The 24,707-nt window shown below is 36.2% G+C and carries 28 protein-coding genes; 14 read left to right on the forward strand and 14 right to left on the reverse strand.

Annotation, left to right across the window (positions count from 1 at the left end; all coding sequences use genetic code 11):
• Positions 1–136 precede the first annotated feature (136 nt).
• Genes G580_RS0103390 through G580_RS0103405 form a run of 4 tightly spaced genes read left to right on the forward strand, consistent with a single transcriptional unit; the run spans position 137 to position 4,959 of the window.
• The gene (locus tag G580_RS0103390; protein ID WP_028841051.1) at positions 137–2,164 is read left to right on the forward strand and encodes a GspE/PulE family protein; all 2,028 of its coding nucleotides are present in this window, start codon (positions 137–139) and stop codon (positions 2,162–2,164) included.
• On the forward strand, positions 2,165–2,956 hold the full coding sequence (gene fdhD / locus G580_RS0103395) for a formate dehydrogenase accessory sulfurtransferase FdhD (protein ID WP_028841052.1): 792 nt from the start codon (positions 2,165–2,167) through the stop codon (positions 2,954–2,956).
• A 1-nt stretch (position 2,957) separates the two neighbouring features.
• Positions 2,958–4,355: an MBL fold metallo-hydrolase RNA specificity domain-containing protein gene (locus tag G580_RS0103400; RefSeq protein WP_211211345.1), complete on the forward strand. Its 1,398-nt coding sequence runs from the start codon at positions 2,958–2,960 to the stop codon at positions 4,353–4,355.
• Positions 4,356–4,377: 22 nt separating this feature from the next.
• Entirely contained in the window at positions 4,378–4,959 is a 582-nt protein-coding gene (locus G580_RS0103405) for an RNA ligase partner protein (RefSeq protein ID WP_028841054.1), read from the forward strand.
• A 5-nt stretch (positions 4,960–4,964) separates the two neighbouring features.
• On the opposite strand, the gene lptE is transcribed toward G580_RS0103405, so the two are convergent.
• The 5 genes from lptE to G580_RS09775 all read right to left on the reverse strand — a co-directional run bounded on the left by lptE (position 4,965) and on the right by G580_RS09775 (position 11,969).
• Positions 4,965–5,501 (reverse strand): LPS assembly lipoprotein LptE, encoded by a 537-nt coding sequence (lptE, locus tag G580_RS0103410; protein WP_028841055.1) that lies wholly within the window; start codon positions 5,499–5,501, stop codon positions 4,965–4,967.
• On the reverse strand, positions 5,458–8,043 hold the full coding sequence (leuS, locus tag G580_RS0103415; RefSeq protein ID WP_028841056.1) for a leucine--tRNA ligase: 2,586 nt from the start codon (positions 8,041–8,043) through the stop codon (positions 5,458–5,460). The genes lptE and leuS overlap by 44 nt, the downstream gene beginning before the upstream one ends.
• The gene (locus G580_RS0103420; protein ID WP_028841057.1) at positions 8,030–8,239 is read right to left on the reverse strand and encodes a ferredoxin; all 210 of its coding nucleotides are present in this window, start codon (positions 8,237–8,239) and stop codon (positions 8,030–8,032) included. Before G580_RS0103420 ends, leuS begins: the two co-directional genes overlap by 14 nt.
• Positions 8,239–9,465 (reverse strand): isocitrate dehydrogenase (NADP(+)), encoded by a 1,227-nt coding sequence (gene icd / locus G580_RS0103425; RefSeq protein ID WP_028841058.1) that lies wholly within the window; start codon positions 9,463–9,465, stop codon positions 8,239–8,241. The genes G580_RS0103420 and icd overlap by 1 nt, the downstream gene beginning before the upstream one ends.
• 140 nt (positions 9,466–9,605) lie before the next feature.
• On the reverse strand, positions 9,606–11,969 hold the full coding sequence (locus G580_RS09775) for a Lon protease family protein (protein ID WP_038041447.1): 2,364 nt from the start codon (positions 11,967–11,969) through the stop codon (positions 9,606–9,608).
• A gap of 221 nt (positions 11,970–12,190) precedes the next feature.
• Here G580_RS09775 and G580_RS0103435 point away from each other — a divergent pair, with 221 nt between their 5' ends.
• Complete coding sequence (locus G580_RS0103435) at positions 12,191–12,604, forward strand: glycine zipper 2TM domain-containing protein (RefSeq protein WP_211211349.1); 414 nt, start codon at positions 12,191–12,193, stop codon at positions 12,602–12,604.
• An 18-nt stretch (positions 12,605–12,622) separates the two neighbouring features.
• On the opposite strand, the gene G580_RS0103440 is transcribed toward G580_RS0103435, so the two are convergent.
• From G580_RS0103440 to fbp, 5 genes are read right to left on the reverse strand one after another with little or no spacing between them, the layout of a single operon-like run.
• Positions 12,623–13,822: a pyridoxal phosphate-dependent aminotransferase gene (locus G580_RS0103440; RefSeq protein WP_028841060.1), complete on the reverse strand. Its 1,200-nt coding sequence runs from the start codon at positions 13,820–13,822 to the stop codon at positions 12,623–12,625.
• A 42-nt stretch (positions 13,823–13,864) separates the two neighbouring features.
• Positions 13,865–14,647: an energy transducer TonB gene (locus G580_RS0103445; protein ID WP_028841061.1), complete on the reverse strand. Its 783-nt coding sequence runs from the start codon at positions 14,645–14,647 to the stop codon at positions 13,865–13,867.
• Between the two features lie 5 nt (positions 14,648–14,652).
• Positions 14,653–15,054, reverse strand: coding sequence for an ExbD/TolR family protein (locus G580_RS0103450; RefSeq protein ID WP_028841062.1), 402 nt, complete (start codon positions 15,052–15,054; stop codon positions 14,653–14,655).
• A gap of 15 nt (positions 15,055–15,069) precedes the next feature.
• On the reverse strand, positions 15,070–15,795 hold the full coding sequence (locus G580_RS0103455; protein WP_028841063.1) for a YkgJ family cysteine cluster protein: 726 nt from the start codon (positions 15,793–15,795) through the stop codon (positions 15,070–15,072).
• Positions 15,795–16,934, reverse strand: a complete 1,140-nt coding sequence (gene fbp, locus G580_RS0103460; protein ID WP_028841064.1) for a fructose-1,6-bisphosphate aldolase/phosphatase — start codon at positions 16,932–16,934, stop codon at positions 15,795–15,797. The genes G580_RS0103455 and fbp overlap by 1 nt, the downstream gene beginning before the upstream one ends.
• A 94-nt stretch (positions 16,935–17,028) precedes the next feature.
• Here fbp and G580_RS0103465 point away from each other — a divergent pair, with 94 nt between their 5' ends.
• The 9 genes from G580_RS0103465 to G580_RS11950 all read left to right on the forward strand — a co-directional run bounded on the left by G580_RS0103465 (position 17,029) and on the right by G580_RS11950 (position 22,748).
• Positions 17,029–17,325: an EscU/YscU/HrcU family type III secretion system export apparatus switch protein gene (locus tag G580_RS0103465; RefSeq protein ID WP_028841065.1), complete on the forward strand. Its 297-nt coding sequence runs from the start codon at positions 17,029–17,031 to the stop codon at positions 17,323–17,325.
• Positions 17,326–17,391: 66 nt separating this feature from the next.
• Positions 17,392–17,823, forward strand: a complete 432-nt coding sequence (locus tag G580_RS0103470; RefSeq protein ID WP_028841066.1) for a glycine cleavage system protein H — start codon at positions 17,392–17,394, stop codon at positions 17,821–17,823.
• The gene (gene fabD / locus G580_RS0103475) at positions 17,820–18,764 is read left to right on the forward strand and encodes an ACP S-malonyltransferase (protein ID WP_028841067.1); all 945 of its coding nucleotides are present in this window, start codon (positions 17,820–17,822) and stop codon (positions 18,762–18,764) included. Before G580_RS0103470 ends, fabD begins: the two co-directional genes overlap by 4 nt.
• 90 nt (positions 18,765–18,854) lie before the next feature.
• Entirely contained in the window at positions 18,855–19,049 is a 195-nt protein-coding gene (locus tag G580_RS0103480) for a 4Fe-4S dicluster domain-containing protein (RefSeq protein WP_245542836.1), read from the forward strand.
• Complete coding sequence (gene vorB, locus G580_RS0103485; protein WP_028841069.1) at positions 19,046–20,131, forward strand: 3-methyl-2-oxobutanoate dehydrogenase subunit VorB; 1,086 nt, start codon at positions 19,046–19,048, stop codon at positions 20,129–20,131. The genes G580_RS0103480 and vorB overlap by 4 nt, the downstream gene beginning before the upstream one ends.
• Entirely contained in the window at positions 20,098–20,856 is a 759-nt protein-coding gene (locus tag G580_RS0103490) for a thiamine pyrophosphate-dependent enzyme (protein WP_028841070.1), read from the forward strand. The genes vorB and G580_RS0103490 overlap by 34 nt, the downstream gene beginning before the upstream one ends.
• 12 nt (positions 20,857–20,868) lie before the next feature.
• The gene (locus G580_RS0103495) at positions 20,869–21,441 is read left to right on the forward strand and encodes a 2-oxoacid:ferredoxin oxidoreductase subunit gamma family protein (protein WP_028841071.1); all 573 of its coding nucleotides are present in this window, start codon (positions 20,869–20,871) and stop codon (positions 21,439–21,441) included.
• Entirely contained in the window at positions 21,438–21,890 is a 453-nt protein-coding gene (dtd, locus tag G580_RS0103500; RefSeq protein WP_028841072.1) for a D-aminoacyl-tRNA deacylase, read from the forward strand. The genes G580_RS0103495 and dtd overlap by 4 nt, the downstream gene beginning before the upstream one ends.
• Positions 21,891–22,352: 462 nt before the next feature.
• A complete protein-coding gene (locus G580_RS11950; RefSeq protein ID WP_083960790.1) occupies positions 22,353–22,748 on the forward strand; it encodes a nuclease-related domain-containing protein in 396 nt (131 codons plus the stop codon).
• A gap of 168 nt (positions 22,749–22,916) precedes the next feature.
• Here the strand turns inward: G580_RS11950 and G580_RS0103515 are convergent, their stop codons facing one another.
• From G580_RS0103515 to G580_RS0103530, 4 genes are all read right to left on the reverse strand, one after another.
• Positions 22,917–23,141 carry a hypothetical protein gene (locus G580_RS0103515; RefSeq protein WP_028841074.1) on the reverse strand — a complete coding sequence of 75 codons (225 nt, stop codon included), beginning with the start codon at positions 23,139–23,141 and terminating at the stop codon, positions 22,917–22,919.
• 24 nt (positions 23,142–23,165) lie between these two features.
• On the reverse strand, positions 23,166–23,456 hold the full coding sequence (locus G580_RS0103520; protein ID WP_028841075.1) for a hypothetical protein: 291 nt from the start codon (positions 23,454–23,456) through the stop codon (positions 23,166–23,168).
• Between the two features lie 161 nt (positions 23,457–23,617).
• Positions 23,618–24,247 (reverse strand): hypothetical protein, encoded by a 630-nt coding sequence (locus tag G580_RS0103525; RefSeq protein WP_028841076.1) that lies wholly within the window; start codon positions 24,245–24,247, stop codon positions 23,618–23,620.
• Positions 24,244–24,663, reverse strand: coding sequence for a hypothetical protein (locus tag G580_RS0103530; protein ID WP_028841077.1), 420 nt, complete (start codon positions 24,661–24,663; stop codon positions 24,244–24,246). Before G580_RS0103530 ends, G580_RS0103525 begins: the two co-directional genes overlap by 4 nt.
• Positions 24,664–24,707 lie beyond the last annotated feature (44 nt).

A 24,707-nucleotide genomic window follows, 5' to 3' on the forward strand; every position in this document is an offset into this window, starting at 1 on the left:
ACGGGTTTTCTGATTTTGTCAAGTTTTTAAAAGGCTTAATATGTATTTTATAATAAGGTCTATAAACACTCAAAACTAAAACACAAAGCTTATAAAAGGGTTGTCTTTTAAAATTTATTAAATAAAATTATTAGATATGGAGAATACTGCAAGGCAATTAAAAGATTTACTTACTGAAAATCTCAACAACTTTCTTGTTTTCAAAAAAATTTTAGAGGACTACGAACCAAGGATTCAATCCTATGAACTTTTAGACATTCTGATAAGTCTTCTTCAAAAAAAAGAGGTATTAAGTAAAGAGGTAGAGATTTTTCTTTTGTCAAAGATTGCCTATATTTGCGAAAACAGCTATGAATTCAAAAAAGCTTTCAACATCTATAAACAGCTGTTTATTTCTACTTCTGACCCTAAATATTTGGAAAAAACAGAAAAACTTCAAATATTAAAAAAGATCGAAAGATTAAAATATGTTTTCAAAAAACTTAATCTTAAAATAGAAGAACTTTTAAAACTTTATACCGAAAGTTTAGAAACTAACAAAAGCTTAGAACTTTTACTGATAGAACGTTATAAAGTGAAGAAGTTAGAAATACTTGAGTCTGTTAAAACCGTTTATCAAATCCCGGTTATTGACACAAAAGATTTATCCAAGTATTCTAAAATGCCTCAAGTTTTAGGGATCAAGAAACAGTTTTTTTTAGATGCTCTTTGTGTACCTTTAAAAGAAAAAGAAACCGGTAGGATTTATCTTGTCTGTTATGATCCTGAAGACCAAGAAAACATAGAAAAAGTTAAAAAAGTCCTTCAACTTTCTTCTGAAAGCTTGGTGTTAAGTTTTGCGATCAAGGAAGATTTGATAGACATCGTAGATAGTTATTTTTCTGAAGGGAGCTTGTCCATACTAGAAGAGGTTGGGATAGAAGAGGTACAGGAAGAGGAAGAAATAGAAGATGTATCTTTGATAGATAGTGCCATCGTTCAACTGGTTAATTTTATCATAGAAGAGGCTTATAAAAGGAGAGCCTCAGACATTCATTGGGAAAGTTTAACCGGGAAGAAGGGGTTGCAAGTAAGGTTTAGGGTGGATGGAGAGTGTTTTCATTATTCTACCATTCCTGAACATCAGAAAAGACAGGTTATCTCCCGTATAAAAATCATGGCAAATCTTAACATCGCAGAAAAAAGACTTCCACAAGACGGAAAGATAAAATTTAGAACCAAAGAAGGCAAAGAGTTTGAAATAAGGGTAGCTACCCTTCCTACGGTTGACAACAACGAAGACGTAGTGATGAGAATTTTAGGAGGGATAGAGTTTAAACAATTAGAAGAGATAGACCTGTTAGAAGAAAACTACCAAAACTTTAAAAGGATTTTAGACTATCCCTATGGGTTGATCTTAGTAGTAGGGCCTACTGGTTCAGGTAAAACCACCACCCTTCATGCTGCTTTAAAATATTTAAATAAGCCAAACAAAAAGATCTGGACAGCAGAAGACCCGGTAGAAATCCTACAAGAAGGGCTTCGTCAGGTGCAAGTTAACCCTAAGATCGGACTTACCTTTGCCAAAGTACTTAGGGCCTTTTTACGTGCAGACCCTGACATCATCATGATAGGAGAAACAAGAGATGAAGAAACAGCGCATACTTTAATAGAGGCCTCTCTTACCGGGCATTTAGTTTTAAGCACCTTACATACTAACAGTGCCCCTGAAACCATCACCAGACTTTTAGGTATGGGTATAGACCCGTTTAATTTTGCAGACGCTTTACTGGGAGTGCTTGCCCAAAGACTGGCAAAAAGACTCTGCAAAGAATGCAAGGAACTTTATACCCCTTCAGAAGAAGAGATAGAACGTGTTAAAATAGAATATGGATCTCATCCTACTAAACCTCTGACCGATGAAATGATTGAAAAAGCTACTTTTTTCAGGCCTGTAGGGTGTCCTCAATGTAATGATACAGGTTTTAAAGGTAGGATGGCTATCCATGAACTTCTTATCCCTGATGAAGAGCTAAAAGAGTATATTATCAAAAACAAACCTGCTAACGAGATCAGAAACCTGGCTATCACTAAAGGGTTTACCACCCTTAAGCAAGACGGTATTTTAAAAGTTTTAAAAGGCGAAACCACCTTAAAACAAGTGCTTGCTGTAACCTTAAGGTAAATGCCTTTACTTCCTCCGATCAAGTCTAAAAAGGTATGGAAAGTAAAAACCAACCAAAATATCTCTGAGTTTGAAGATTTACTGGCGATAGAAACCAAGGTCAAGCTTTTGATAAACGAGCAAGAAATCCTCTCCCTTGCAGCCACCCCTATGCACCTTAAAGAACTAATCGTAAGCTTTGTCCTTACAGAAGGACTGATACAGAATGTCTGGTGTCCAGAAGAACTTGAATTAATAGAGAAAAACGGAGAGATCATCGCTAAGATATATACCTATGAAAAAGTAGACCTTCTTTCAAAAACCCTTTCTTCAGGATGCTTTGCCTCATACAGTTTTCTCTCTGAGGTACAACCTTATAACTCTTTTAATTTTAAGGTTGATAAAGACTCTATATTTAACTTGTTTAAAACTTTTGTTAAAAAAGCAGAACTATTTAAACTGACAGGTTGTCTGCACTCAGCAGCCATTTGTAGCCAAGAAGACATAATTTTTTATGCAGAAGACATAGGAAGACATAATGCAGTTGACAAAGTATTAGGATATGCCCTTTTAAACGGGCTTTCCTTAGAAGACAAGCTTATCCTCGTAAGCGGTAGAATTTCTTCGGAAATGGTACTTAAGATGGGGAGATGGAAAGTTCCCTTTTTAATAAGCCGTAGTGCACCTACCTCCTTAGCCGTTGAACTTGCCGAAAAAATCGGAATTACCTTGATAGGGTTTTTACGGGGCGAAAGGTTTAATGTTTACACCCATCCTCAAAGAATATTAGATTTCTCAAAACCTGGAGGTTAAAATGGGAATTAAAATCGGATTTTATGGAGGAGCAGGAGGGGTAACAGGAAGTTGTTTTCTTTTGGACATAAGAAATACAAAAATCTTGGTTGATTGTGGGCTTTTTCAGGGGCTTGAAAGTTCAAAAAACCAAAACCATTTTCCTTTTAACCCTAAGGAAATCTCTTATCTTATTCTTACTCATGCCCATATCGACCATTGTGGAAGGCTACCTCTTTTAGTAAAAGAAGGATTTAGAGGTAAGATCATCTGTACTAAACCTACTTCTCAAATAGCTAAGATTATGCTTCTTGACGCAGCAAAAGTAATGAGAGAGCATTATAAAACGCTATATAAAAAATCGATTAAAAGGGGATTAGACTTGCCCCCTCCTCCTCTTTATGACGAATACGATGTATTAGAAAGTTTTAACTTTTTTAAAATAAACCTCAATTTTGATACACCTTTGATTTTAGAAAACAAAATAAAAGTCCTTTTTAAAGACGCAGGCCATATCCTTGGGTCCTGTTTTGTTCAGATAGAGGACTTAGAAACTAAACAAAAAATAACCTTTTCTGGAGATTTAGGAAATAAAAACAAACCTATCGTAAAAGACTTTGACTATCCCTTACCTACAGACTTTTTGTGTATAGAAACCACTTATGCGGATAGAGATCATAAATCTTTTGAAGAATCAAAAGAAGAACTGTTAGAAGCCATTCTCGAAACCTTCAAGAGAGGAGGAAACGTCTTTATACCAACCTTTGCTCTGGAGAGAGCTCAAGAGATTCTTTATACGTTGAGAGAATTTTACGAGCAAGGCCTTCTTCCTCATTGTCAGGTCTTCTTAGATAGTCCTCTTGCCATCAAAGCTACCAAAATCTTTAAAGACAACCCTGAATTTTTTGATGAAGAGGCTTATAAAGTGTTTACTCAAAAAGACCCTTTTGAGTTCCCCTATCTAACCCTTACAGAAGACGTAGAAGAATCTAAACAGATAAATAACGTAAAATCAAGGGCTATAATCATTGCAGGAAATGGCACCATTACTGGAGGAAGAATCCTACATCATCTAAGAAATAACATCTATCGCCCAGAGTGTAGTTTGGTATTTGTAGGTTTTCAGCCTAAGGGAACCTTAGGGAGGCTCATCGTAGATGGAGCTAAGAAAATACATATTTTAGGTGAAGAACTACCTGTTCGACTAAAGGTTTACACCATAAATGGTTTTTCCTCCCATGCAGGACAAAAGGAGTTGTTAGAATGGATTTCTCGTTTAGACCAGGTTAAAAAATTGTTTTTAGTACACGGAGAACCTGAAAAAATGGAGGTCTTAAAAAAAATCCTTTTAGAAAAGCATCCTAAAAAATTTCCTGAAATCCACATTCCAGCATTATTTGAAGAGATAGTTTTAAACTAATTTTAAACAAATGGAGTAAGACATGGAAAAAGAAAGATTAGTTCCAGATACAAGTATTTTTACCAACCCTGACGTTTACAAACAATTTGGTTCAAACCCTTCAGAAGCCTTCACTAACTTTCTTTTAATGGTGTCAGAATTAGAAGGAGAGATAAATGTTTATTTACCAAGTTCTGTATTTGAAGAGTTAAAAAGGATGCTTAACAACCTTAAACTTCCCCCTAAGGCAAGATCTGTGCTTAAAGTTAAATCTCCTAAAAAATACGAACTTTATATCCCTGCTTTTTTGATGTATGAATTTATAGAAGAATTAAGAAATAGGATCAACAAAGGCCTTAGGGTAGCAGAAGAAGCGGTAAAAGCCTCTACCTACAAAAAACCTGAAGAGGTGCTTAAATTTTTAAGAAGAAGATATAGAGAAGTATTAAGGGAAGGGATAGTTGACTCTAAAGAGGACTTAGAGATTATCCTTTTAGCCCTTGAGCTTGATGCCCTTGTACTTTCTGCAGACAAAGGGGTTCTCAACATGGCTGATAAGTTAGGTCTAAGATACCTTGAACCTCAGGATATAAAAGAAACCTTAGAAGGATTTAAACTCTGGTAAGAATCTTATAGCTTCAACTCGTTAAACATTATGTCTTGAAGTATAATCTCAGCTAAATCTTGAGAAAGAAGTTTTAAGGCCTCTTCTCTACCTGGGTCTAAAAAGTTAACCACCTGTTGCTGAGCTACACGATAAATCTCATAACGACTAATCGGTCGTTTTAAAATAACCTTTCCGGTTTTTCTTTCGATAAGCTGATATTCTCCCTCAAAAGATATCTTTCTTTCTTTGGTAACCAAAAAAGTTTCATAGGAAATGGGATCGAAGTAAACTTTTTTGATCTCACCTTTTAAAACCAGATCTGCCCTGTCTTCATCATATACAGGAAGTAAAAACTGACCTTGTGCAAACTTATGTCTTAAGTAATAAGAAAGATATTCTCCTAAGGAGGTTTCTGAAGAATAGTTTTTCCAAGGGGGGATATAGATGGTCTTCCAGTCTTCTTTTAGATATAAAGGGCGATGGTAAAAACTATAACCACAACCCAAAAGTATAAAACTAAACCACAAAATTAATAAGTTTCTTAGGGACAAAAACCACATTTTTGATTTGTTTTCCTTCTAAATATTTTTTTACCTTTTGTCTCTCTTTTATCATGGCTTCTAACTCTTCCGGGGTAGCCTCAACCGAAACCTCTACCTGATCTCTCACCTTACCGTTAACCTGAACCACAAGCATATAAGTTTCATCTACCAACCAGGCTTCTTCGTAATCAGGAAAACGTTCACAGGAAATAAAAGTCTTCTTTCCAAGCTCTTGCCACAACTCTTCTGCCAAATGAGGACATACAGGAGATATAAGCAATACCACCTTTTTTAAACACTCTTTTATCAGTTTTTTGTGCATCATGTCGTTTAAATCTATCTCTTTTAGATAATCCTGAAATAAGTTTAAAAACTCCATGATAGCCGCAATCCCTGTATTAAACCTGAGTCTTTTTTCAAAATCTTCAGAAACTTTTTTAACAGTCTTGTGAAGTTTTTTTCTAAGAGGCACTAACTTGGGATCAAGGTTTTTAAACTCTTCAGAGGAATATTCTATTTCTTTTAAAGCCTCTGTATATTCTAACACTAAATGGTAAAGTCTTTTTAAAAACCTGTATGCTCCTTCTATTCCATGGTCACTCCACTCAAGGTCTTTTTCAGGTGGAGCTGCAAAGGAGATAAAAAGTCTTACGGTGTCTGCTCCGTATTTCTTAATCATCACATCAGGGTCTACTACATTACATTTACTTTTTGACATCTTTTCAAACTTTCCTACGATGATTTCTTGCCCACAACCTGTTTTTAAACATCTTCCTTCAGGAGAAACCTCTTCAGGATAGACCCATCCATGAACCGGACATTTATAGGTTTCTTTGATAACCATACCTTGGGTAAGTAAATTTTTAAAAGGTTCGTTTATCTTGAAATAACCAAGGTCTCTTAAAACCTTAGTAAAAAATCTGGCATAAAGAAGGTGTAAAATCGCATGTTCTATACCACCGATATACTGGTCTACAGGCAACCAGTAATGGATATCCTCTGGATTAAAGGGTTCAGGATAATCAGGACAAGCAAACCTTGCGAAATACCAGGAAGACTCCATAAAAGTATCAAAGGTATCGGTTTCTCTTTTAGCCGGGCCTCCACACTTAGGACAAGTAGTATTAACAAAATCAGATAACAAAGGCAAAGGAGATCTTCCAGTAAAGTCTATTTGAACGTCTGTAGGTAAAACTACCGGGAGGTTTTCCAGTTTTTCAGGAACGATTCCGCATTTATCGCAATACACCATAGGAATAGGACACCCCCAATATCTTTGTCTTGAAACCCCCCAGTCTCTAAGCCTGTAAGTTATCTTTTTTCTGCCCACACCTTTTTCTTCGAGATAAGCGGTTATTTTACTTTTTCCCTCTATACTGGGAAGACCGGTAAAAGGCCCTGAATTTACCATAATCCCAGGTTTTTCATAAGCTTCTTCAAGGTCCTCTGGGTTTAAGTTAATACCCTCTGGTTGGATCACTATTTTTATAGGAAGATTATATTTCTTGGCAAACTCAAAGTCTCTTTGATCGTGTGCAGGAACACACATAATAGCTCCGGTTCCATATTCCATAAGTACAAAATTGGCCACATAAACAGGAAGTTTTTCTCCGGTCAATGGATGGATGGCATAACTTTCTAAAAATAATCCCTCTTTTTCTGCCATACCTGTTTCAATTTCTCTCCTTTCCTTTCTGACTTTATCTATAAACTCAGCTAAAGCTTGAGACAAACCCTTTTTTTCAGCTAATCTCTGGGCTAATGGATGTTCGGAAGAGAGAGAAATAAAGGTAGCACCATAAAGGGTATCAGGGCGAGTGGTATAAACTATTAAGTCTTCCCCTATTTCTGGTAAAAAGAACTTTATCTCAGCCCCTTCACTTTTTCCTATCCAGTTCCTCTGCATTACAATAACTCTTTCAGGCCAATATTTCTCAAGCTCATCAAGCTCTTTTAAAAGTTCCTCTGCATAAGCTGTTATTCTTAAAAACCAGCCTTCCATTTCTTTATAAGTAACCTCAGTTCCACAACGCCAACAACCTCCATCCTCCACCTGTTCGTTAGCAAGTACCGTATGGCAAGAAGAACACCAGTTAACCAGAGAGGTTTTCCTATAGGCAAGTCCTTTTTCATACATCTCTATAAAAAACCTTTGTTCAAACTTGTAATAACCTGGGTCACAAGTAGCTAACTCACGTCTCCAGTCATAACTAAAACCAAGTTTTTTTAACTGATTTTTCATGTAGGCTATGTTATCATAGGTCCATTTAGCAGGATGAACCCCATGTTTTAAAGCCGCATTTTCTGCAGGGAGTCCAAAGGCATCCCATCCCATAGGATGAAGCACATTATACCCTTTCATCCTTTTTACTCGGGCTAAAATATCACCTAAGGTATAGTTTCTTACATGCCCCATATGAATTCTTCCAGAAGGGTAAGGAAACATTTCAAGAACATAATATTTAGGTTTAGAAGGATCTGTTTTAGCTTCAAAAACCTGATGTTTTTCCCAGAGTTCTTGCCATTTTTTTTCTATGGTAGAAAAATCATACTTTTTCATAAGAACCCCCTTCCGCAGAAATAGCTTTTACAGGACAATCCTCTATGGCAGATATACAATCACAAGCCTTACATCCCTCAAAATTATAAACCAAAGCCTTTCTTTCCGGACCCCACGTAAAAACCTCAGGACATATCTCTATACAATATCCACAGCCTATACAACTTTCTTGGTCTACCTCCAAAGAAGTAACCATTATATCTCTTCCTTGTAAATGTTTTCTACTATGGCTTCTGCAAACTCAGAACATTTAACCTCTTTTGCACCTTCAAGCTGCCTTGCTAAATCATAAGTCACTATCTTTTGTTGGATGGTTTTGGTAAGACCTTTCCAAATAAGTTCGGCAGCCTCCTTCCATCCAAGATATTCAAGCATCATTTTTCCAGAGAGTATCAAAGAAGAAGGATTAACCTTGTCTAACCCTGCATACTTAGGGGCTGATCCGTGAGTAGCCTCAAAAACAGCATATCCATCTCCTATGTTAGCACCAGGGGCCATCCCAAGACCACCTACCTGGGCAGCTAAAGCATCAGAAAGATAGTCTCCGTTTAAATTGGGAGTAGCAAGTACCCCATAATCCTCTGGTCTGAGCAAGGCCCACTGAAACATGGCGTCTGCTATCCTGTCGTTAATTATAACCATACCTTGGGGAATACCCTCAGAAAATCTTTCTTTTAACTCTTCCTCTAAAACTACCTTGTCTGAAAATTCTGCCTTGGCTACTTCATAACCCCAAGCTCTAAAAGCACCTTCGGTATATTTCATGATGTTACCTTTATGCACCAACGTAACTGTTTTATACCCTTGTTCTAAAGCGTACTGAATTGCTTTTCTTACCAGTCGTGCGGTTCCAAACTTACTGATAGGTTTTATCCCTATACCTGAACCTTCCCTTATTTCTTTTCCAAAATTTTCTTTGATAAACTCTATCAGTTTTTTAGCTTCAGGTGACTCTGCTGGAAACTCTATGCCTGCATAAACATCCTCAGTATTTTCTCTGAAAACCACCATGTTTACCTTTTCGGGATGTTTAACAGGTGAGGGAGTACCAGGGATCCACCTTACAGGCCTTACACAGGCATAAAGATCAAGAACCTGCCTTAAAGTAACGTTTAAACTTCTAAAACCTCCTCCTACCGGGGTAGTCAACGGTCCTTTTAAAGCCACGACCGAACTTTTGATAATTTCTAAAGTCTCCTCGGGAAGATAGGTACCTGTCTCTTTATAAGCCTTTTCCCCTGCTAAAACCTCTTTCCACAAAATCTTTTTCTTACCTCCATAAGCCTTGTCAACCGCTGCGTTTAATACCTTTAAAGTGGCCTTCATTATGTCAGGCCCAATTCCATCACCTTCGATATAAGGAATTTCTGGATCATCGGGTACTATAAGAGAGAATTTTTCACCAATTTTAATTTTAGCCATCCTGTCCCCCTTATAGAAAAATTGATTTTTTTTCAAATCTACCACATCTTAGTTAAACTAACAACTTTTTATCAACCTGATTTTAAACGATTTTGTGTTGACACTTGAGTAGAGAATTTTAATAACAAACTATGTAAAAACTATTTTTTAGACCTTTTTGTTCTTGAGGTTTTAGAGGTTCTTACCTTTTCTTTACTTAGCTCGTAAAGCCTTTTAAGACCTTTGCGAACCTCTTTATGAAAACTTTCAGGCTTTTTTCCGGTAAGAAGCTCTATCACATCATCTATCGTTTCTACAGTATACACATGAAAAACACCTTTCTCTATATCTTCCAAAACTTCATCATCTAAAAGAAGATTATCAATATTTTTACGTGGCATAATAACCCCTTGATTTCCTGTAAAATTTTTTATTTTACAAACCCGATAAAATCCCTCTATCTTTTCTTTAATACCCCCTACAGGTTGGATATTCCCAAACTGATCGATCGATCCGGTGAGAGCAAGGTTTTGTTTGATAGGAATTTTCGATACTGCCGAAAGGATAGCCATAAGCTCTGCGGCTGAAGCACTATCGCCTTCTACCGGTTCATAAGCCTGTTCAAAAGTAAGGGTGCAAGAAAACTGAAGAGGAAAGTTGGTGCTATAACGATGGTAAAAATATGAAGAAAGGATAAAAACACCCTTTGAGTGAATAGGCCCACTCATTTCTATTTCTCTTTCTATGTTAACTACCCCTCGACTTCCAGGGAATACATTAGCGGTTATACGAGAAGGCCTACCAAAACTGTAATCTCCGAGCATATAAACACTGAGCCCGTTTATCTGACCAACCTTTTCACCCTCTACATCTATGATGATTTTTCCTTCTTTTATAAGTTCCCTTATCTTTTCCTCTATTATGTTAACCCTATAAATTCGATCTTTAACAGCCTGTTTGATCTCTTTTTCTGTTATATATTGATTCGAAGAAAGGGTGCTTGCTTCTCTTAAAAGGTCGATCAAATCTTGTATGATTAAACTTATTTTCTGTTTATGGCCTGACTGATAAACCGCATACTTAAAGAGCTCGCTAAGACCTGAGCTATCAAGGTCTTTTAGCCCTTCTTCTTCTATTACTTTTTTTACAACCTTGGGAAATATAGATACCAGCTCTTCCTCTATAGAAACCACAGGTTCAAACTCTGCTTTAAGTTTAAACAGCTGAGAAAACTCAGGGTCATAAAACATAAGAAGTTGGTAAAGGTAAGGATCTCCTATCAAAAAGACTTTAGCAGAAAAAGGCACTGGCTCTGGCAAGATACCTACATGAGGTACAGGAATTTCCTCTATCATACCTCCCATAAGATGAAGTTCTTTATGAAGAAGTGTCCTCTTTAAAAGAAACCATACATAGGGGTTTTTTAAAACCTCCCAAAGATCAAGGACTACATATCCTCCGTTAGCCTTATGAAGAATACCTGGAGCTAAGCTTAGATGATCAGCATAAAGTATTCCCATCTCTGCCTTATAATTTATCTGTCCAAAAAGCCCTTTCAAAGTAGGTATCCTTTCATAAACTACAGGTGCACCCTCGGTTTCAGAATTATCAACCAGCACGTTTACCCTAAACATGTTTAACGCACGGTTGATGTTATTTTGAACCATTATATTACCTTTTAATTTTTCCCAATCTATAAAGATTTGAATGTTTTTAACAATTTCTTGTTTAAAAGTTTTTAAGTATGTCTGAAATCCCTCAATCTTAGAAAATTCCTCTTCTAAAGTTTTACACGCTTTATCCACCAAATTTTCAGCGATCTTTTGTCTTAATTTTAAAAGGTTTTCTCCTAAAATATTATCAAGCTCTCTTAATTTTCTCAGATAATCCCTAAACTTAGGTTCAAAAGCCTCAAGGTTTCTATGATATTCTTCTCTAAGCTGAGGATTGCTTAAAAATTCTTCCTGAGGAAGAGAGGTTTGTACCTTAAAGAGAGGCATTAACCTTACTCCTTCAGGACCGAAAAGAACCATCAGGTTATAAGATTTTGCCTCCTCTACTAATTGATTTATTACTTTCTCTTTTTGCAGGTCGATTTCCTTAGTAATTGCGTTTAACTCTTCTTCATACTCTTTACCTTCAAAAACTTTAAAAGTTTCTTTTTTTAAAAACTCTAAGATATTTTCTATATGCTCAGCCAGTTTTTTTCCATAACCAGAGGGTAGAATCAAAACCTTAGGTTTATACGGCTCTTGAAAATTATTGACATAGCAGATGTCTTTAGGAGTAGGTTTAGAAGAGGCTATCTCTCTTAGTCTTTTTAAAGTGTACCTACTTCTTCCTATACCATTAGGACCACACACATAGACGTTATAATCTTCTTTGTCGATGCTTAAGGCAAGGTCGAAGGTCTTTTCAACCCGTTTTTGTTTGAAATAACATTCCTCAACCTGAATATTCTCAGTACCAAAAGAAAACTCTATCCCTACTTTTAGATCTTTTTTTTCAACCTTTTGCCAGCCCATAATAATAGAAATTTTAAAATAAAAAAAACAAAAGACAAGACTTTTAAGGCAGGTGTTTTACAAATATTATAAAATCTCGATTGGCCCCGCCCCATTAATCATTACCACCTTCTTTTCGTAAAAATTCGGAAAAAGGTGCTTTCTAAGGATTGACTTAAAAACTATAAAGTTTAAACTTTAATATTAAAGCAGCTTTATTATACTCTCATGAGGAGGGGATCATGAAAAACAAACTTATGCGTTGTTTGAGTTTTTTTATGGTTTTTTGTTTGATAGGGTATTTACTTACCGGATGTGTTCCTGAAACAAGTCAAAAAACTAAGGAAGGAGCTACGATAGGTGCTGTAGCTGGGGCAGTTTTAGGTGCCCTGATAGATAAAAACAATCGTTGGAGAGGAACAGTTATCGGTGGGGTTATTGGTGGTATCATCGGAGGGACGGCTGGAAGCATCATGAACAAAGCAGCGGCTGAGGCAGCTACTACAGGAAAACCGGTAGAATATGTTAGCGAAGACCAGGTCCAAAAGGTTTATGCTACCCCTATAGGGAAAAAGGACAACTGCGAACAAGTAAAAGTCCAATACTACGAATATGGAAAATTAGTAAAAGAAGAAATCAAAACAGTCTGCAATTAAAGTTTTTATCTAAACTTTCTATCTCAGTTGAGATAGGGCCTGCTTTATCCTATGGCAGGCCTCTTTTAAACTTTCTTCAGAGTTTGCAAAGGAAAGCCTTATAAAACGATCATCTCCAAAGGCTATCCCAGGAACAACAGCAACTCTTGCTTCATCTAATAGATATTCAGCTATATCTAAGGAACTACCGATGTCTTTTCCTTCTTTGTTTTTCTTTCCATAATACACTGAAACATCAGCAAAAAGATAGAAGGCCCCTTGTGGCTCGATAAACTTTATACCAGGAATTTTTCTTAGTTCTTCAGAAAGCACCTTTGCTCTTTTAGCAAAAACACGACACATCTTTTCTACCTCTTCCTGAGAAGAGGTAAGGGCAATTTCGCAGGCTTTCTGAGCAAAACTGGTAGCATGAGAAGTGCTCTGGCCCTGTATGTTGGCACAGATTTTTATTATCTCCTTAGGTCCAACAAGCCAACCTATCCTCCAACCGGTCATGGCATAGGTTTTAGAAACCCCGTTTACTATAAAAACTCTTTCTTTAAAATCTGGTGCCACAGATAATATGTTTTTAGGTGACGCAAAGTCAAACCTTAGCTTATCATAAATGTCATCACTTAGTACCCAAATATTTTTTCCTCTTAACAATTCTGCAAGGTCTTTTAAAAACCTATCAGAGTAAATACAGCCTGTAGGGTTTGAAGGGCTATTAAGGATAATACCTACGGTATTAGAACTAATCGCTGCCTCGATATCACTGATAGAGGGCTCAAAGTTATTAGCCATGTCAGAAGGGATAAACTTTGTAGTACCTCCAGCTAACTCAACCATCGCAGGATAAGAAACCCAGTAAGGAGAAAGGATTAAAACCTCGTCTCCTTTATCAACCAAGGCTAATAGCAAGTTAAAGATAGCTTGTTTTGCTCCTGTAGTTACCAATACCTCTTCTGGTGTGTATTCAAACCCATAGTCTGACTTTATCCTTTCACATATAGCCTTCCTTAAACTTAAAAGTCCAGGGGTTGGAATATACTTAGTTAAACCCTCATCCAAAGCTTTCTTACAACTCTCTTTAATGTAAGATGGGGTGTCAAAATCTGGCTCTCCTGCAGAAAGATTAATCACGTCAATTCCTTGGGCTTTTAGGGCTTTGGCCTTTGCATCTACCGCTAAAGTAGTAGAGGGTTTTAAATTTTTGGCTCTTTCAGAAAGTTTAAACATAACTCTTTTCCTCCCCTAATCTCTTTGATTTTATTAAAATTCTTATTCTAGTTTTCCAACTCCTGTACCTTTAAATTCTACCACTACTTGAACTGGTCTGTCAACAGGTAATGGAGAGGCGGTTTTCAAACATCTTTCCACGGCAGAATTAAACTCCCCAACCGAGGATTTTTTGACAAAAGTATAACTTAATACCCTTCCGTCAGACCCTATGGTTATCCTTACCATAGCTATCAAGTCCTTCTGAGTTCTTAAATAAATAGGAATTTCAAAATGGTTCTGCAACTTCCTTTTTATCAAAAGTAGATATTCTTGACTTAAAGTTTGACCACCTGCTTTTAAACCATAGTTTCCCTGACCTAAAGAGTCTCCTGTACTTCCACCAAGACTACCTTGCTGTTCTATCCTATAGCTTGCACTCACTCTTTCTTTAGCTCCCTTTTTTAGACTCGCAATCTTTTTGTTTAAAAGACCCATCTCTTCTGTTGTAGTTTCTACCTCTCTTTGTTTTGACTTTGTAATCTTGGTTAATCTTTCTTCCAATAACTTCTTCTCCTCAATTTCCCTTATGCCAGATTTTTCTTCTCTTTTAGATAATGCTTCTTTAGATTGAGACTGACTTTGTTCAAACTTATTTTCAACCAAAGGTCCAGAGACTGGTTGAATGTTAAAATTTTCTGAGGTCATAACATTAGAAACTAATTTTACTTTTAAAGTCTCAGGTGTTTTAGAAAAAAACTCAAGGTTAGAAAAAAGTAAAAATAAAAAACAAAAGTTTAAAAATAAAGAAAGAACATAATAACCCAAGTTGTATCTTATAAACATAGTATTTATTGTTGCTCAGATTGCGTTAACAATCCTAATTCTGAAAACCCAGCTTTTTTTAATTCAGAGAGTACCTTAGCTACTATGCCATAAGGGCAATCTTTATCAGCTTCTATCTGAATCTCTTTGGCTAACTCTCTTTGCCTTGCTTCTTCAGCCCATTTAGATAAAACCTCTAAACTTATTTCTTGTCCATAAAGTTTGATCTTTCCTTCTTTGGTAATGGTAATCTTAATTGGCTGAGCTTCCTTTTGGGTTATAGGGAAATCTTTGGTTTTAGGAAGTTCTACTTCAATCCCAGAGGTCATAAGAGGAGCGGTTATCATGAAGATGATAAGGATCACCAAAACTACATCAACCAAAGGTATGATGTTGATTTCTCCCTGAAGGTCTTTTCCTATTTTCATCAGACTACGAAATTATTACCATAAGTTTTCTTCCGAAAGAAGAACGTCTCGAATGTAAATTATTCCCTTTTCTAAAAGTTTTTCTTCAGGAAGTTCAAGGTCTGCCTTAGAAAAACCTGTTACCTCAGCCTTTTTTATCATCTCTTTTAATTCAGGCAAATTATAAGAAAACAAAAATATAAGTTCAAGGACATCGGCGTTTAAAGGAGTGTCTATAAATTTCTGTCTTTTTGAAACCACTTCAGCCCAAAGGTCATTATAGTATAGATACTCCTCTAATCCTTGCTCTTTAAGATAATCCACAATCTTGATAACCTTGGGTTCGTAGTGACCTTTACAATGGGTTTCTCTAATGATTTTAAAGATTTCCTGCTTTTCTCCTTTTTGGTCTTTCCTGATGTATCTTGCTAAAGGATAGAGCCTGCAAGAAGCAGGCCTATCCTGATAAACCTTACACCCCTCCTTTTCATCTAAAAAAGGACATGACATCGAATAGGGATCCATGTTAACAGAAATAACCGGAAGCTGGGTCACCTCACCTATGTATGCCTCTCCAAACTTTTCTACAAACTCCTCAACAGAAAGGTTCAAAGCCTTTCTTAACCTTAAAAAATCATAAGGGGTAAGCACAAGTTTTACGTCATAGCAACAGCGGTTAAAACATATAATCCCTTTATAACAGGCAAACTTTATCTGGTCTTCAAGGGTAGAATCCTTGGGGTCAAAAATAAACTGGTGCATTATTCTGCTATTTCTCCTTCAGAAGAAAATTTAGGTCTTTCTGTTTCTACCAGCTTAAACCTATCTTTTAGCTTTTCGAGCACCTTAGGAAGGGTGGTATATTCCATCTCTTCAGGAGGAAGTCTGTGAGGTTCAAAAATTCCTTGACGCCTTAGAATATCTGACATCTTGTTACATTCTTCTCTTGCGTGATCAAAGGCTGGGTCATCAAACAAGTCAGATGGTCCGATCAAATACCCATCTGCTATCTGATAACCCGCTGCTATCACACGAGGAGGCCCATCAAACCTGGTGGGTTTAGCATTTTTAAAAGCAACTGGCATAAGAGGACCGGTATGAGACCCTCTCATCCATCCCTCTACCAGCCAAGGCCTTGCAAAAGGTTCTAAAACCTCACCTACCGCTGGAAAACCGCTCTGTGCTCTAACGATAAGCACTGGGTCGTCTTTTCCCACATACCTTCCTGCCATAAAAGAAAGTTTCTGAGTAGAAGCAGCGGCTGCTATCTCTCCGTCAGATTTTCTGTAGACAGCCCTTACCACATATCTGCTGGTAGCACCTATAAAAACCAAAAGGTCATAAAGCTCTTCAGGTGTTTTTAGTTGAATTCCCATACCCGTATAGGCATCCATCACGTCGAAAATAAAACCTTCATGCATAGAAGGGTCTATGACAAGCCCTGCGGTGTTCATAGGATCAGCAAACATTTCATAAAGGGGTAAGTTCCAGGCACTGGGAGAGGTTTTATCTGCAAAGAACACGACAACAGGTTCACTTTTTCTTTCTACAAACTCCATCTCTGCTATCCCTGGTCCCATTCCCTTAACATTACCTGAAAAAGCCTCAGCCAAAAGGTCTTGTCCTGCTCCATACATCTTTAATTTTTTAGCAACCTCTGTCCCTTCCTTAAAGGCATTCCATGCAAGCTCATGTACCTCTGAAGAATCAACCCCTTTAGTATGGGTCATGACTAAAGCTATATCATCTCCACAAACCAAAACAGAAAGGTCTCTGATTATCCCTTTATCTTTTCCCTCTTCAGCTACTTCCCTAACCTTGGCAAGCACATCTTTATGGACAGAAGAATGACCTACAAACCCACCGATATCAGCTTTTATAACCGATAATGTAAGCTTCATATCAGCCTCCTTTACAAATTTTAATTTTTACCGAAAATAAATAAAATAAGACTTGAATGAATTATAGCACATACTTATAAAAATGTAAACCAAAATGGAAGACTCAAACAAAGAAAAAACAGCAGTAGCCCTTAAATACGAACCAGGAGATGAGGCTCCTAAGGTAATAGCCAAAGGAAAGGGATATCTTGCTGACCTTATACTCGAGATAGCTAAAAAACATAACATCCCTATCAAAAAAGACTCTAAACTCGTACAACAACTGTATAAAATCGAATTGGAAAAACCTATACCTCCAGAACTTTATCAAACAGTAGCCGCTTTATTAGCCTGGGCATATAATTTAAATCAAAAATTAAAAGACAAATTTATCAAAAATTTTTCAAAATAAAGTCTTGTCAATTTAAAAAAATTCGTTATAACACTCTTTTAATTACAATCTCACGGAGGTTTTTTTATGTTTAAGGTCCCTGAAGATAGATTGTATACCGAAGGACATCTCTGGGTGAAAAAAAAGAAGAAAAAAATCGTAAGAGTAGGTATAACCGAGTATTTTATCTTAAAAAGTATGGAGATAATAGATATTGACCTTCCTGAAGAGGAAGAAGAGTTTGAAAAAGATGAAATCTTTGGAAGTATCGAAACCATAGAGCAAGTTTTCGACCTTCTAATGCCTGTTTCTGGTAAAATAGTAAAAGTTAACGAAAAAGTTTTAGAAGATATAGAAATCCTTAACGAGGACCCTCTTGATGAAGGATGGCTTATAGAAATAGAGATGACAAACCCTGCTGAACTTGAAGAACTTTTACCTCCAGAGGATTACGAGCTTCGTTTTGAAGATTTAGAAGAAATGGGACCAGAAAAATTTTTGGAGGAGGAAGAAGAATGATTGCCTGTGTTTTCCCAGGACAAGGCTCTCAGTATATAGGAATGGGAAAAGAATTTTTTGAACACTTTGGATACGTAAAAGACCTTTTTATTAAAAGCGAAGAAGTCACCGGTCTTCCTGTAAGAAAATTATGTTTTGAAGGACCTATGGAAGAGCTTACCCAAACAGAAAACCTTCAAGTTTGCCTTACGGTGGTTAACATAGCTTGTTTTAATGTGCTTTTAAATGAAGTTTTAAATGGAAATAAGAGTCTGATTTCTTTTGTAGCCGGGCATAGTCTGGGTGAATACAGCGCACTTTTTGCAGCTGAAGTTTTATCCTTGGAAGAGGTTCTTTCAGCTGTCAAACTAAGAGGTAAGGTTATGCAAGAAGCCGCTGAAAAGAATCCTTCTGGGATGTATGCCATCATCGGAATTAGCAAAGACGAGTTAGAAAAAATTATTCAACAGGTCAACGGGTTGATAGTCATTGCCAATTTTAACTCTCCTAAGCAATTGGTGGTAAGTGGAGAAGTTTCTGCTTTAGAAGAATTAGCGAAAAAAGTCAAAGAATTAGGGGCTAAGGCTGTTAAACTTAAAGTAAATGCTGGTTTTCATAGTCCTTTTATGAAAGAAGCAGAGGATAAACTTGCCTCCTATTTAGAATCTCTTTCCTGGAAAGACCCCAAAATACCTGTAGTAACCAATGTTTCTGGCAGAGCTGAAACCGAGGGGAAAAAACTTAAAGAACTTATAAAATCTCAGATTACTTCTTCTGTTCAATGGACAGACTGTGTTCAGTTTATGTATCAACAAGAAGTAAAAACTTTTATAGAGGTAGGGCCTAAAAAGGTTCTGTGTGGTCTTATAGCCCAAACCTTAGAAAATCAAGCTTTTAGCTGTTTTAATCTGGAAAATTTAGAAACTTTACAAGCCTTAAAAATGGGTTTACAAAATGCTTAATTAGATTATATTTAAAATCTTTGTATGTGGCTAAGAGATAAGTATAAAAGTAAATCTTAATTAGGAGGTACGGAGATTTTTAAGATAAAAATCGACGAAAACAGATGTAAAGCCTGTGGTTTGTGTATACATTTTTGTCCTAAGCAAGTTTTAGACTTTTCTGAAAAAAGAAACCTTCAGGGTTATAAGGTTGTTTATGCTAAAAACCCTGAAGCCTGCACCATGTGCGGGGTTTGTTATCTTGTCTGTCCGGATATAGTATTTACCAGAGAGGATAAAAAATGAAAAAGGATAAAAAAATCTTAGCCAAAGGTGTTGAGGCTATCGTTTTTGGAGCTTTAGAAGCAGAATGTAAATGTTATTTTGGTTACCCGATAACCCCTCAAAACGACATCCCAGAGCTTATGTCAAGAGAACTACCTAAGAGAGGTGGAGTGTTTTTACAGGCTGAAAGTGAGCTTGCAGCCATCAACATGATACTTGGTGCCTGTGCTACCGGGGCCAGGGCAATGACCAGTTCTTCAAGTCCTGGTATTTCCCTTATGTGCGAATCTTTTTCTTACTTGGCTGCTCTTGAGTTTCCAGCGGTAGTTGTCAACGTAATGAGAGGGGGACCTGGTTTAGGAGGAATTGAAACCTCTCAAGGAGACTACTTTCAAGCTACTAAAGGCTCTGGCCATGGTGATTTCAGGTTTTTGGTGTTAGCCCCTTCTAACGCTCAAGAAGCTTATGAACTTACGGCTAAGGCCTTTGAACTTGCAGAAAAATATAGAAACCCTGTCATGGTCCTTTTAGATGCTATTTTAGGACAGATGAAAGAGCCCCTTGTCTTAAAAAAATTAAAAATAAAAAAATATCCACCAGAAACTTGGGCTTTAACCGGGGCCAAAGGCAGAAATAGTAGGTTTTTTAGAAGCCTTTTTTTAGATGCTGAAGAACTTAAGCAACATAACTTAAAGCTGATGAAAAAATACCAAAGCATGCAAAAAGAAATAAGATATGAGGCAAAAATTGAAGAAGGAGATATGGTTTTAGTCGTTGCCTTTGGTTCTATGGCAAGATTGGCTAATGAGGCTATCGAGGATCTTAGGAATAAAGGTTATCAGGTAGGATATTTTAGGCCTATTACTTTATATCCTTTCCCTTATAAACCTCTGAAAGAAATCGTAACCCAGGCTAAAAAACCTTTGAAAATTTTAGTACCTGAACAAAACTGTGGGCAGATGGTTGAGGATGTGAAACTAGCGGTAGAAGGAAAAGCAGAGGTAATTTCTTTACCTTATCCTCCGAGTGTAGTTCCTTTTCCAGAAGACCTTAAAAAGGAGATTAAAAAATGTCTAAACCTTTCCAAGTCCCGAAAAGTTTAAAGAAAAACCCTTTTCATTATTGCCCTGGTTGTCAACATGGCGTAGCTCATAGATTGGTATGTGAGGTAATAGACGAATTAGGTATTCAAGATAAAAGTCTTGCTATTTCTTCTATAGGATGTTCTGTTTTTCTCTATTTTTATATAGATGTAGACATGACAGAAGCACCTCATGGAAGAGCCTGTGCTGCAGCTACAGGAGCCAAAAGAGCAAGACCAGATTTGATGGTTTTTACCTATCAGGGAGACGGAGATTTTGCGGCCATAGGTTTTAATGAAAGTTTTCAAGCAGCAGCAAGAGGAGAAAAAATCACCTCTATTATGATAAACAATAATATTTATGGAATGACCGGAGGGCAAGCCTCTCCTACCACCCTCCCTGGACAAAAGACCACTACCACCCCTGCAGGAAGGGATCCAGAAACCTTTGGTTATCCTCCTAAGATAGCTGAGATTCTGGCTACTCTTGAAGGGGTTGCCTATTCAGCCAGAGTAGCCCTAAACTCTCCTAAAAGGATTGTAGAAGCTAAAAAAGCGATTAAGAATGCCTTTTTAGCCCAGATAAAGAATTTAGGGTTTGGGTTTGTAGAAATTCTTTCTACTTGTCCTATCAACTGGAAGATGGACCCTGTATCTGCAGTTAAAGCCGTAGACAAAGTTATCGAATATTTTCCTTTAGGAATATTTAAAGATAAAGTCACTCCCTTTTTAAAAAATCTAAAATAAGGAGAGAAGACCTTGAGGTTAGAACTTATCATCGCAGGTTTTGGAGGACAGGGAGTTCTTTTTACAGGAAATTTAATCGCTCAAGCCTCTATGCTTGCTGATTATCATGTAACCTACTTACCGGTTTATGGGCCTGAAATGAGAGGAGGTACATGTAATTGTACCGTAGTTATCTCGAAAAAAACTATCGCCTCTCCCTTAGTTCTTAATCCTTCGTTTTTGATCATACTTAATCTTCCCTCTTTTCTTAAGTTTCTCCCAAGACTCAAAAACAAAGGTAAGGCTATTATCAATTCAGACTTGGTAAAACCTGAAGAAATAGACAACTTAGAAGTCTTACAAAAAAAGCATAAACTCTACTTTGTGCCAGTAAACTCTTTAGCTGAAAGTTTAGGGAAACCGATGTTAGCTAACATCTGTGCTTTAGGGGCCTTTTATAAGATTTCTAAAATCTTTTCAAAACAAAATTTTGAAGAAGCTCTAAAATATATGCTTGGAGAAAGTAAAGCTCATCTTATCGAGCCCAACTTAAAAGCCTTTGAGCTGGGTTCAAAGTATATAGAGGAACACTACCAAATTAGATGAAGGCTGTTGTCCAACGGGTTAAAGAAGCTTTTGTTTCTGTAGAAGGAGAAATTATCTCTCAAATCAACCAAGGGCTCTTAGTATTAGCCTGTGTAGAAAAAGGGGATGATGAAAAAACCGTTGACTGGATAGCAGATAAAATCGTCAATCTAAGGATTTTCCCAGACCCTGAAGGTAAGTTTAATCTCAGTTTAAAAGACATAAACGGTGAAGTATTATTGGTTTCAAACTTTACGATATGCGGACAACTTAAAAAAGGTTCACGACCTTCTTTTCACTTAGCAGAAGACCCAACCCAAGCTGAAGCCATCCTAAAGAGTTTAGCTGAAAAAATCAAACAAAAAGGTATAAACGTAAAGGAAGGGGTGTTTAAAGCCTACATGGAAATTGCCTTAATCAACGATGGCCCTGTTACCATAATCTTAGAAAAATCTAAACCAAAATCTTAAGTTTTATTAACCACATCTAATCCACTTTAACTTTTGAAGTATAGTTCTAATTTTTACACCTAAATTGATTAAAAATTTTATAAACATCTTGATATCATACAATCAAATGCTAAAATGATAGTATAATCATAAAATCAACACAAAAATAAAAGAAATGAAATTTTATATAATTACCTCACATTTAAAAGCCCAGATTGAGGTAAATCAAAAGATCGTTGACAGGTATTTTGGGTACATTTTACTTTCATTAACAGGTATCCCCATAGGGATATTTTTAGGTAATACTTTTTCTAACTTTACCATAACCTTTTTAATATGTTTTATTTCCATCTTATTAAGTATTTTTTTATTCTCAAAACGAAATATATTAGCAAACATAAAAAATATACGTGAACATGGGTTTTTAGGAGAAAATCAATTAAAGGATTATCTTTTAAAAAACTTTAATGACGATTACACTGCATTTTTGGAGTTCCGTTAAACCATTTAGGAGATATCGATTGTTTTCTGGTAGGCCCCAAAGGTGCATTTATCATAGAAGCTAAAAATCATAAAGGATTTATCAGATATACCGAAGGAGGCTGGGATCATATTAAAATTGGAAGGAAAGGAACAGCCTACCGAGGGAATATAGGTAACATTTCAGCTCAGATTTCCAAACAGCTCAATCACTTAAAACACGAAGTCCCAACTTTGTCAAACGTATACATTCATAAAATTATCTGTTTTACCAATCCTGAGGCAGAACTGATAGTTGAAAAAGAACCCAAAAATTTAACAGTATGCAAATTGGAAAATCTTAAGGACTGCATATTAAACAGTAAAGGTCATTTGAAAGAAAACGAGGTTAAAAAATAGTTGACGAGATAAAAATTACTGTGAAATAGAAAAGTAAAAACGGCAAGAGGTAGTGTTTATTTAATTATATTTACCCGTGTGGGGTAAGAAGTCCCATCCTAAAATTAGCTATTTTTTCTTTAAACCCTGAAAACCTCTATAAACCTCTCTATTTTTGTTTATTAATAGCTAATTACATTTTTCTTCATATTGAGCGCAAACTTTATAAAGTGCACATATTTGCCTGTCAGGAAAAACAGGATCTGGACGACAATCTCTTCTTTCTTCCCATTTAACACATACTTTTTCACACTTTTTGCTGTTAGAACCACTGGTTTTGTTGGACTGATTGTCCTCTGCCCAACCAAAGTTACTTACTAAAACAAAAGAAAGGATAAACAAAAACTTTTTCATAGCTCGCCTCCTGCAACTTTATTATTACTCCTCCTGCAATTTTATTATTTTTCTATTTTTGTTCAGTTTTTCTAAAATCTCTTTCTGCCACCAGGGAGACCAAAATCTTAGTCCTTCATTTTCCTCTACATTGTAAGCTTTTTCCGGGGATTTCGATATATCGATGTAAATATCCTCAGTAAAGTTAAACTCATAAAACCATTTTTTAAAAACCTGCAGGTAAGCACCATTTTCTCTTTTGAATAAATCTTTAGCATCAGGAAAAATGGAGGATATTTCATCAAGGCTAAGAGAATCAGAGGTAGATACATCCATCCATTCAGAGCTGTATCCTGTACCTCTTAGCGATGGTAAACAGGCTGGAAGAGGGTCTTTGATTTCTTCATACAGAGCTATTGAATCATGGAAATCAGGAGTGCAAACTGTACCAGGAGAGATTAATATAATCTCAATAGTCCCTCCAGTCTTGATACTATTTAAGGTTTTTTAAGGGGATAGTAAAGTTTTTCTGTTTTAAATCTGTAAGCAATTGGTTTTATGTTTTCTCCTTCTGGTTCAACTTTAACGATATCAAACACAAAGTAATTAAATCCTCGACTTAGATAATCCTTTGCTATACCTTCCACTGTCTCAAGATTCCCGACAGTCGGAAGTTGCTTTGTAGAAAGAAAGGAGATAACCCAATTTCTAAAATCTCTTATATCTTTAATCTTAATCACAGTTATATCGTGAGATTCCAGCTTAGCATCAAATAAGACCTGAACAGGATTTACCCTTTCTCCAACCTTAGTCATATGGAAAAAGAAAATCTTCTTTTTTGAAATTATATCTGAAATTTTCTTGAAAGGATTAGAATCCACAAGAAAAACTTTTGGTTCAGAAGGGAAGGGAATAAAACGGACGATTGAAGTATTTTTATCTGATTTAAAGTTTGTCCCAAGTATTAGTATTTCTTCCTTATAATTATAGAAGATTATCGCCTTCTGAGCGTCTTCGCTTAATTTAACACCGTAAGGATGTATACCTCCCATATCTGTAAAGATCTGTTCTGTATAAAGCATGATATAAAGAAATGATATGTAAATTAGCCTGAAACTCAATTTCATTGTTTTATACTTTTTTGATGTCTATCTTTCATCCAAAGGGCAACATATTTAATCACCAAAAGCAGGATTAATGGTAGAGCAAACAATATAGTTGATAGTAAAAAGATTATAAGCATTAAAAATGTGAGAGCATCTAAGGTGTGAGGCATTTCAGAAATGCCAGATATCTTTTTTAATACTATAAAGCTAAATTTTATACACAATATTATACCAGGAATCGCAGCAGTAATAAACCATATCAATGCTAAAATCTTTATTACTTTTGTTAGTTTATCTTTTTTGCCAGTTTCTTTAATGTTAATTCTTTCAAGTCTTTTTCTTTCTTTTTCTAAAGTCAGTGTTTTTAGTTCACGACCCTCTCCGGATTGGGGAGTAGAATATAAATTGTGTCTTTTAATAAAATATTTTAGAGGCATAATAAAAATTTTTAATATTTTTTAAATTAATGATAACATAAAAC

The organism is Thermodesulfobacterium hveragerdense DSM 12571 (assembly GCF_000423845.1).
Taxonomy (GTDB): Bacteria; Desulfobacterota; Thermodesulfobacteria; order Thermodesulfobacteriales; family Thermodesulfobacteriaceae; genus Thermodesulfobacterium; species Thermodesulfobacterium hveragerdense.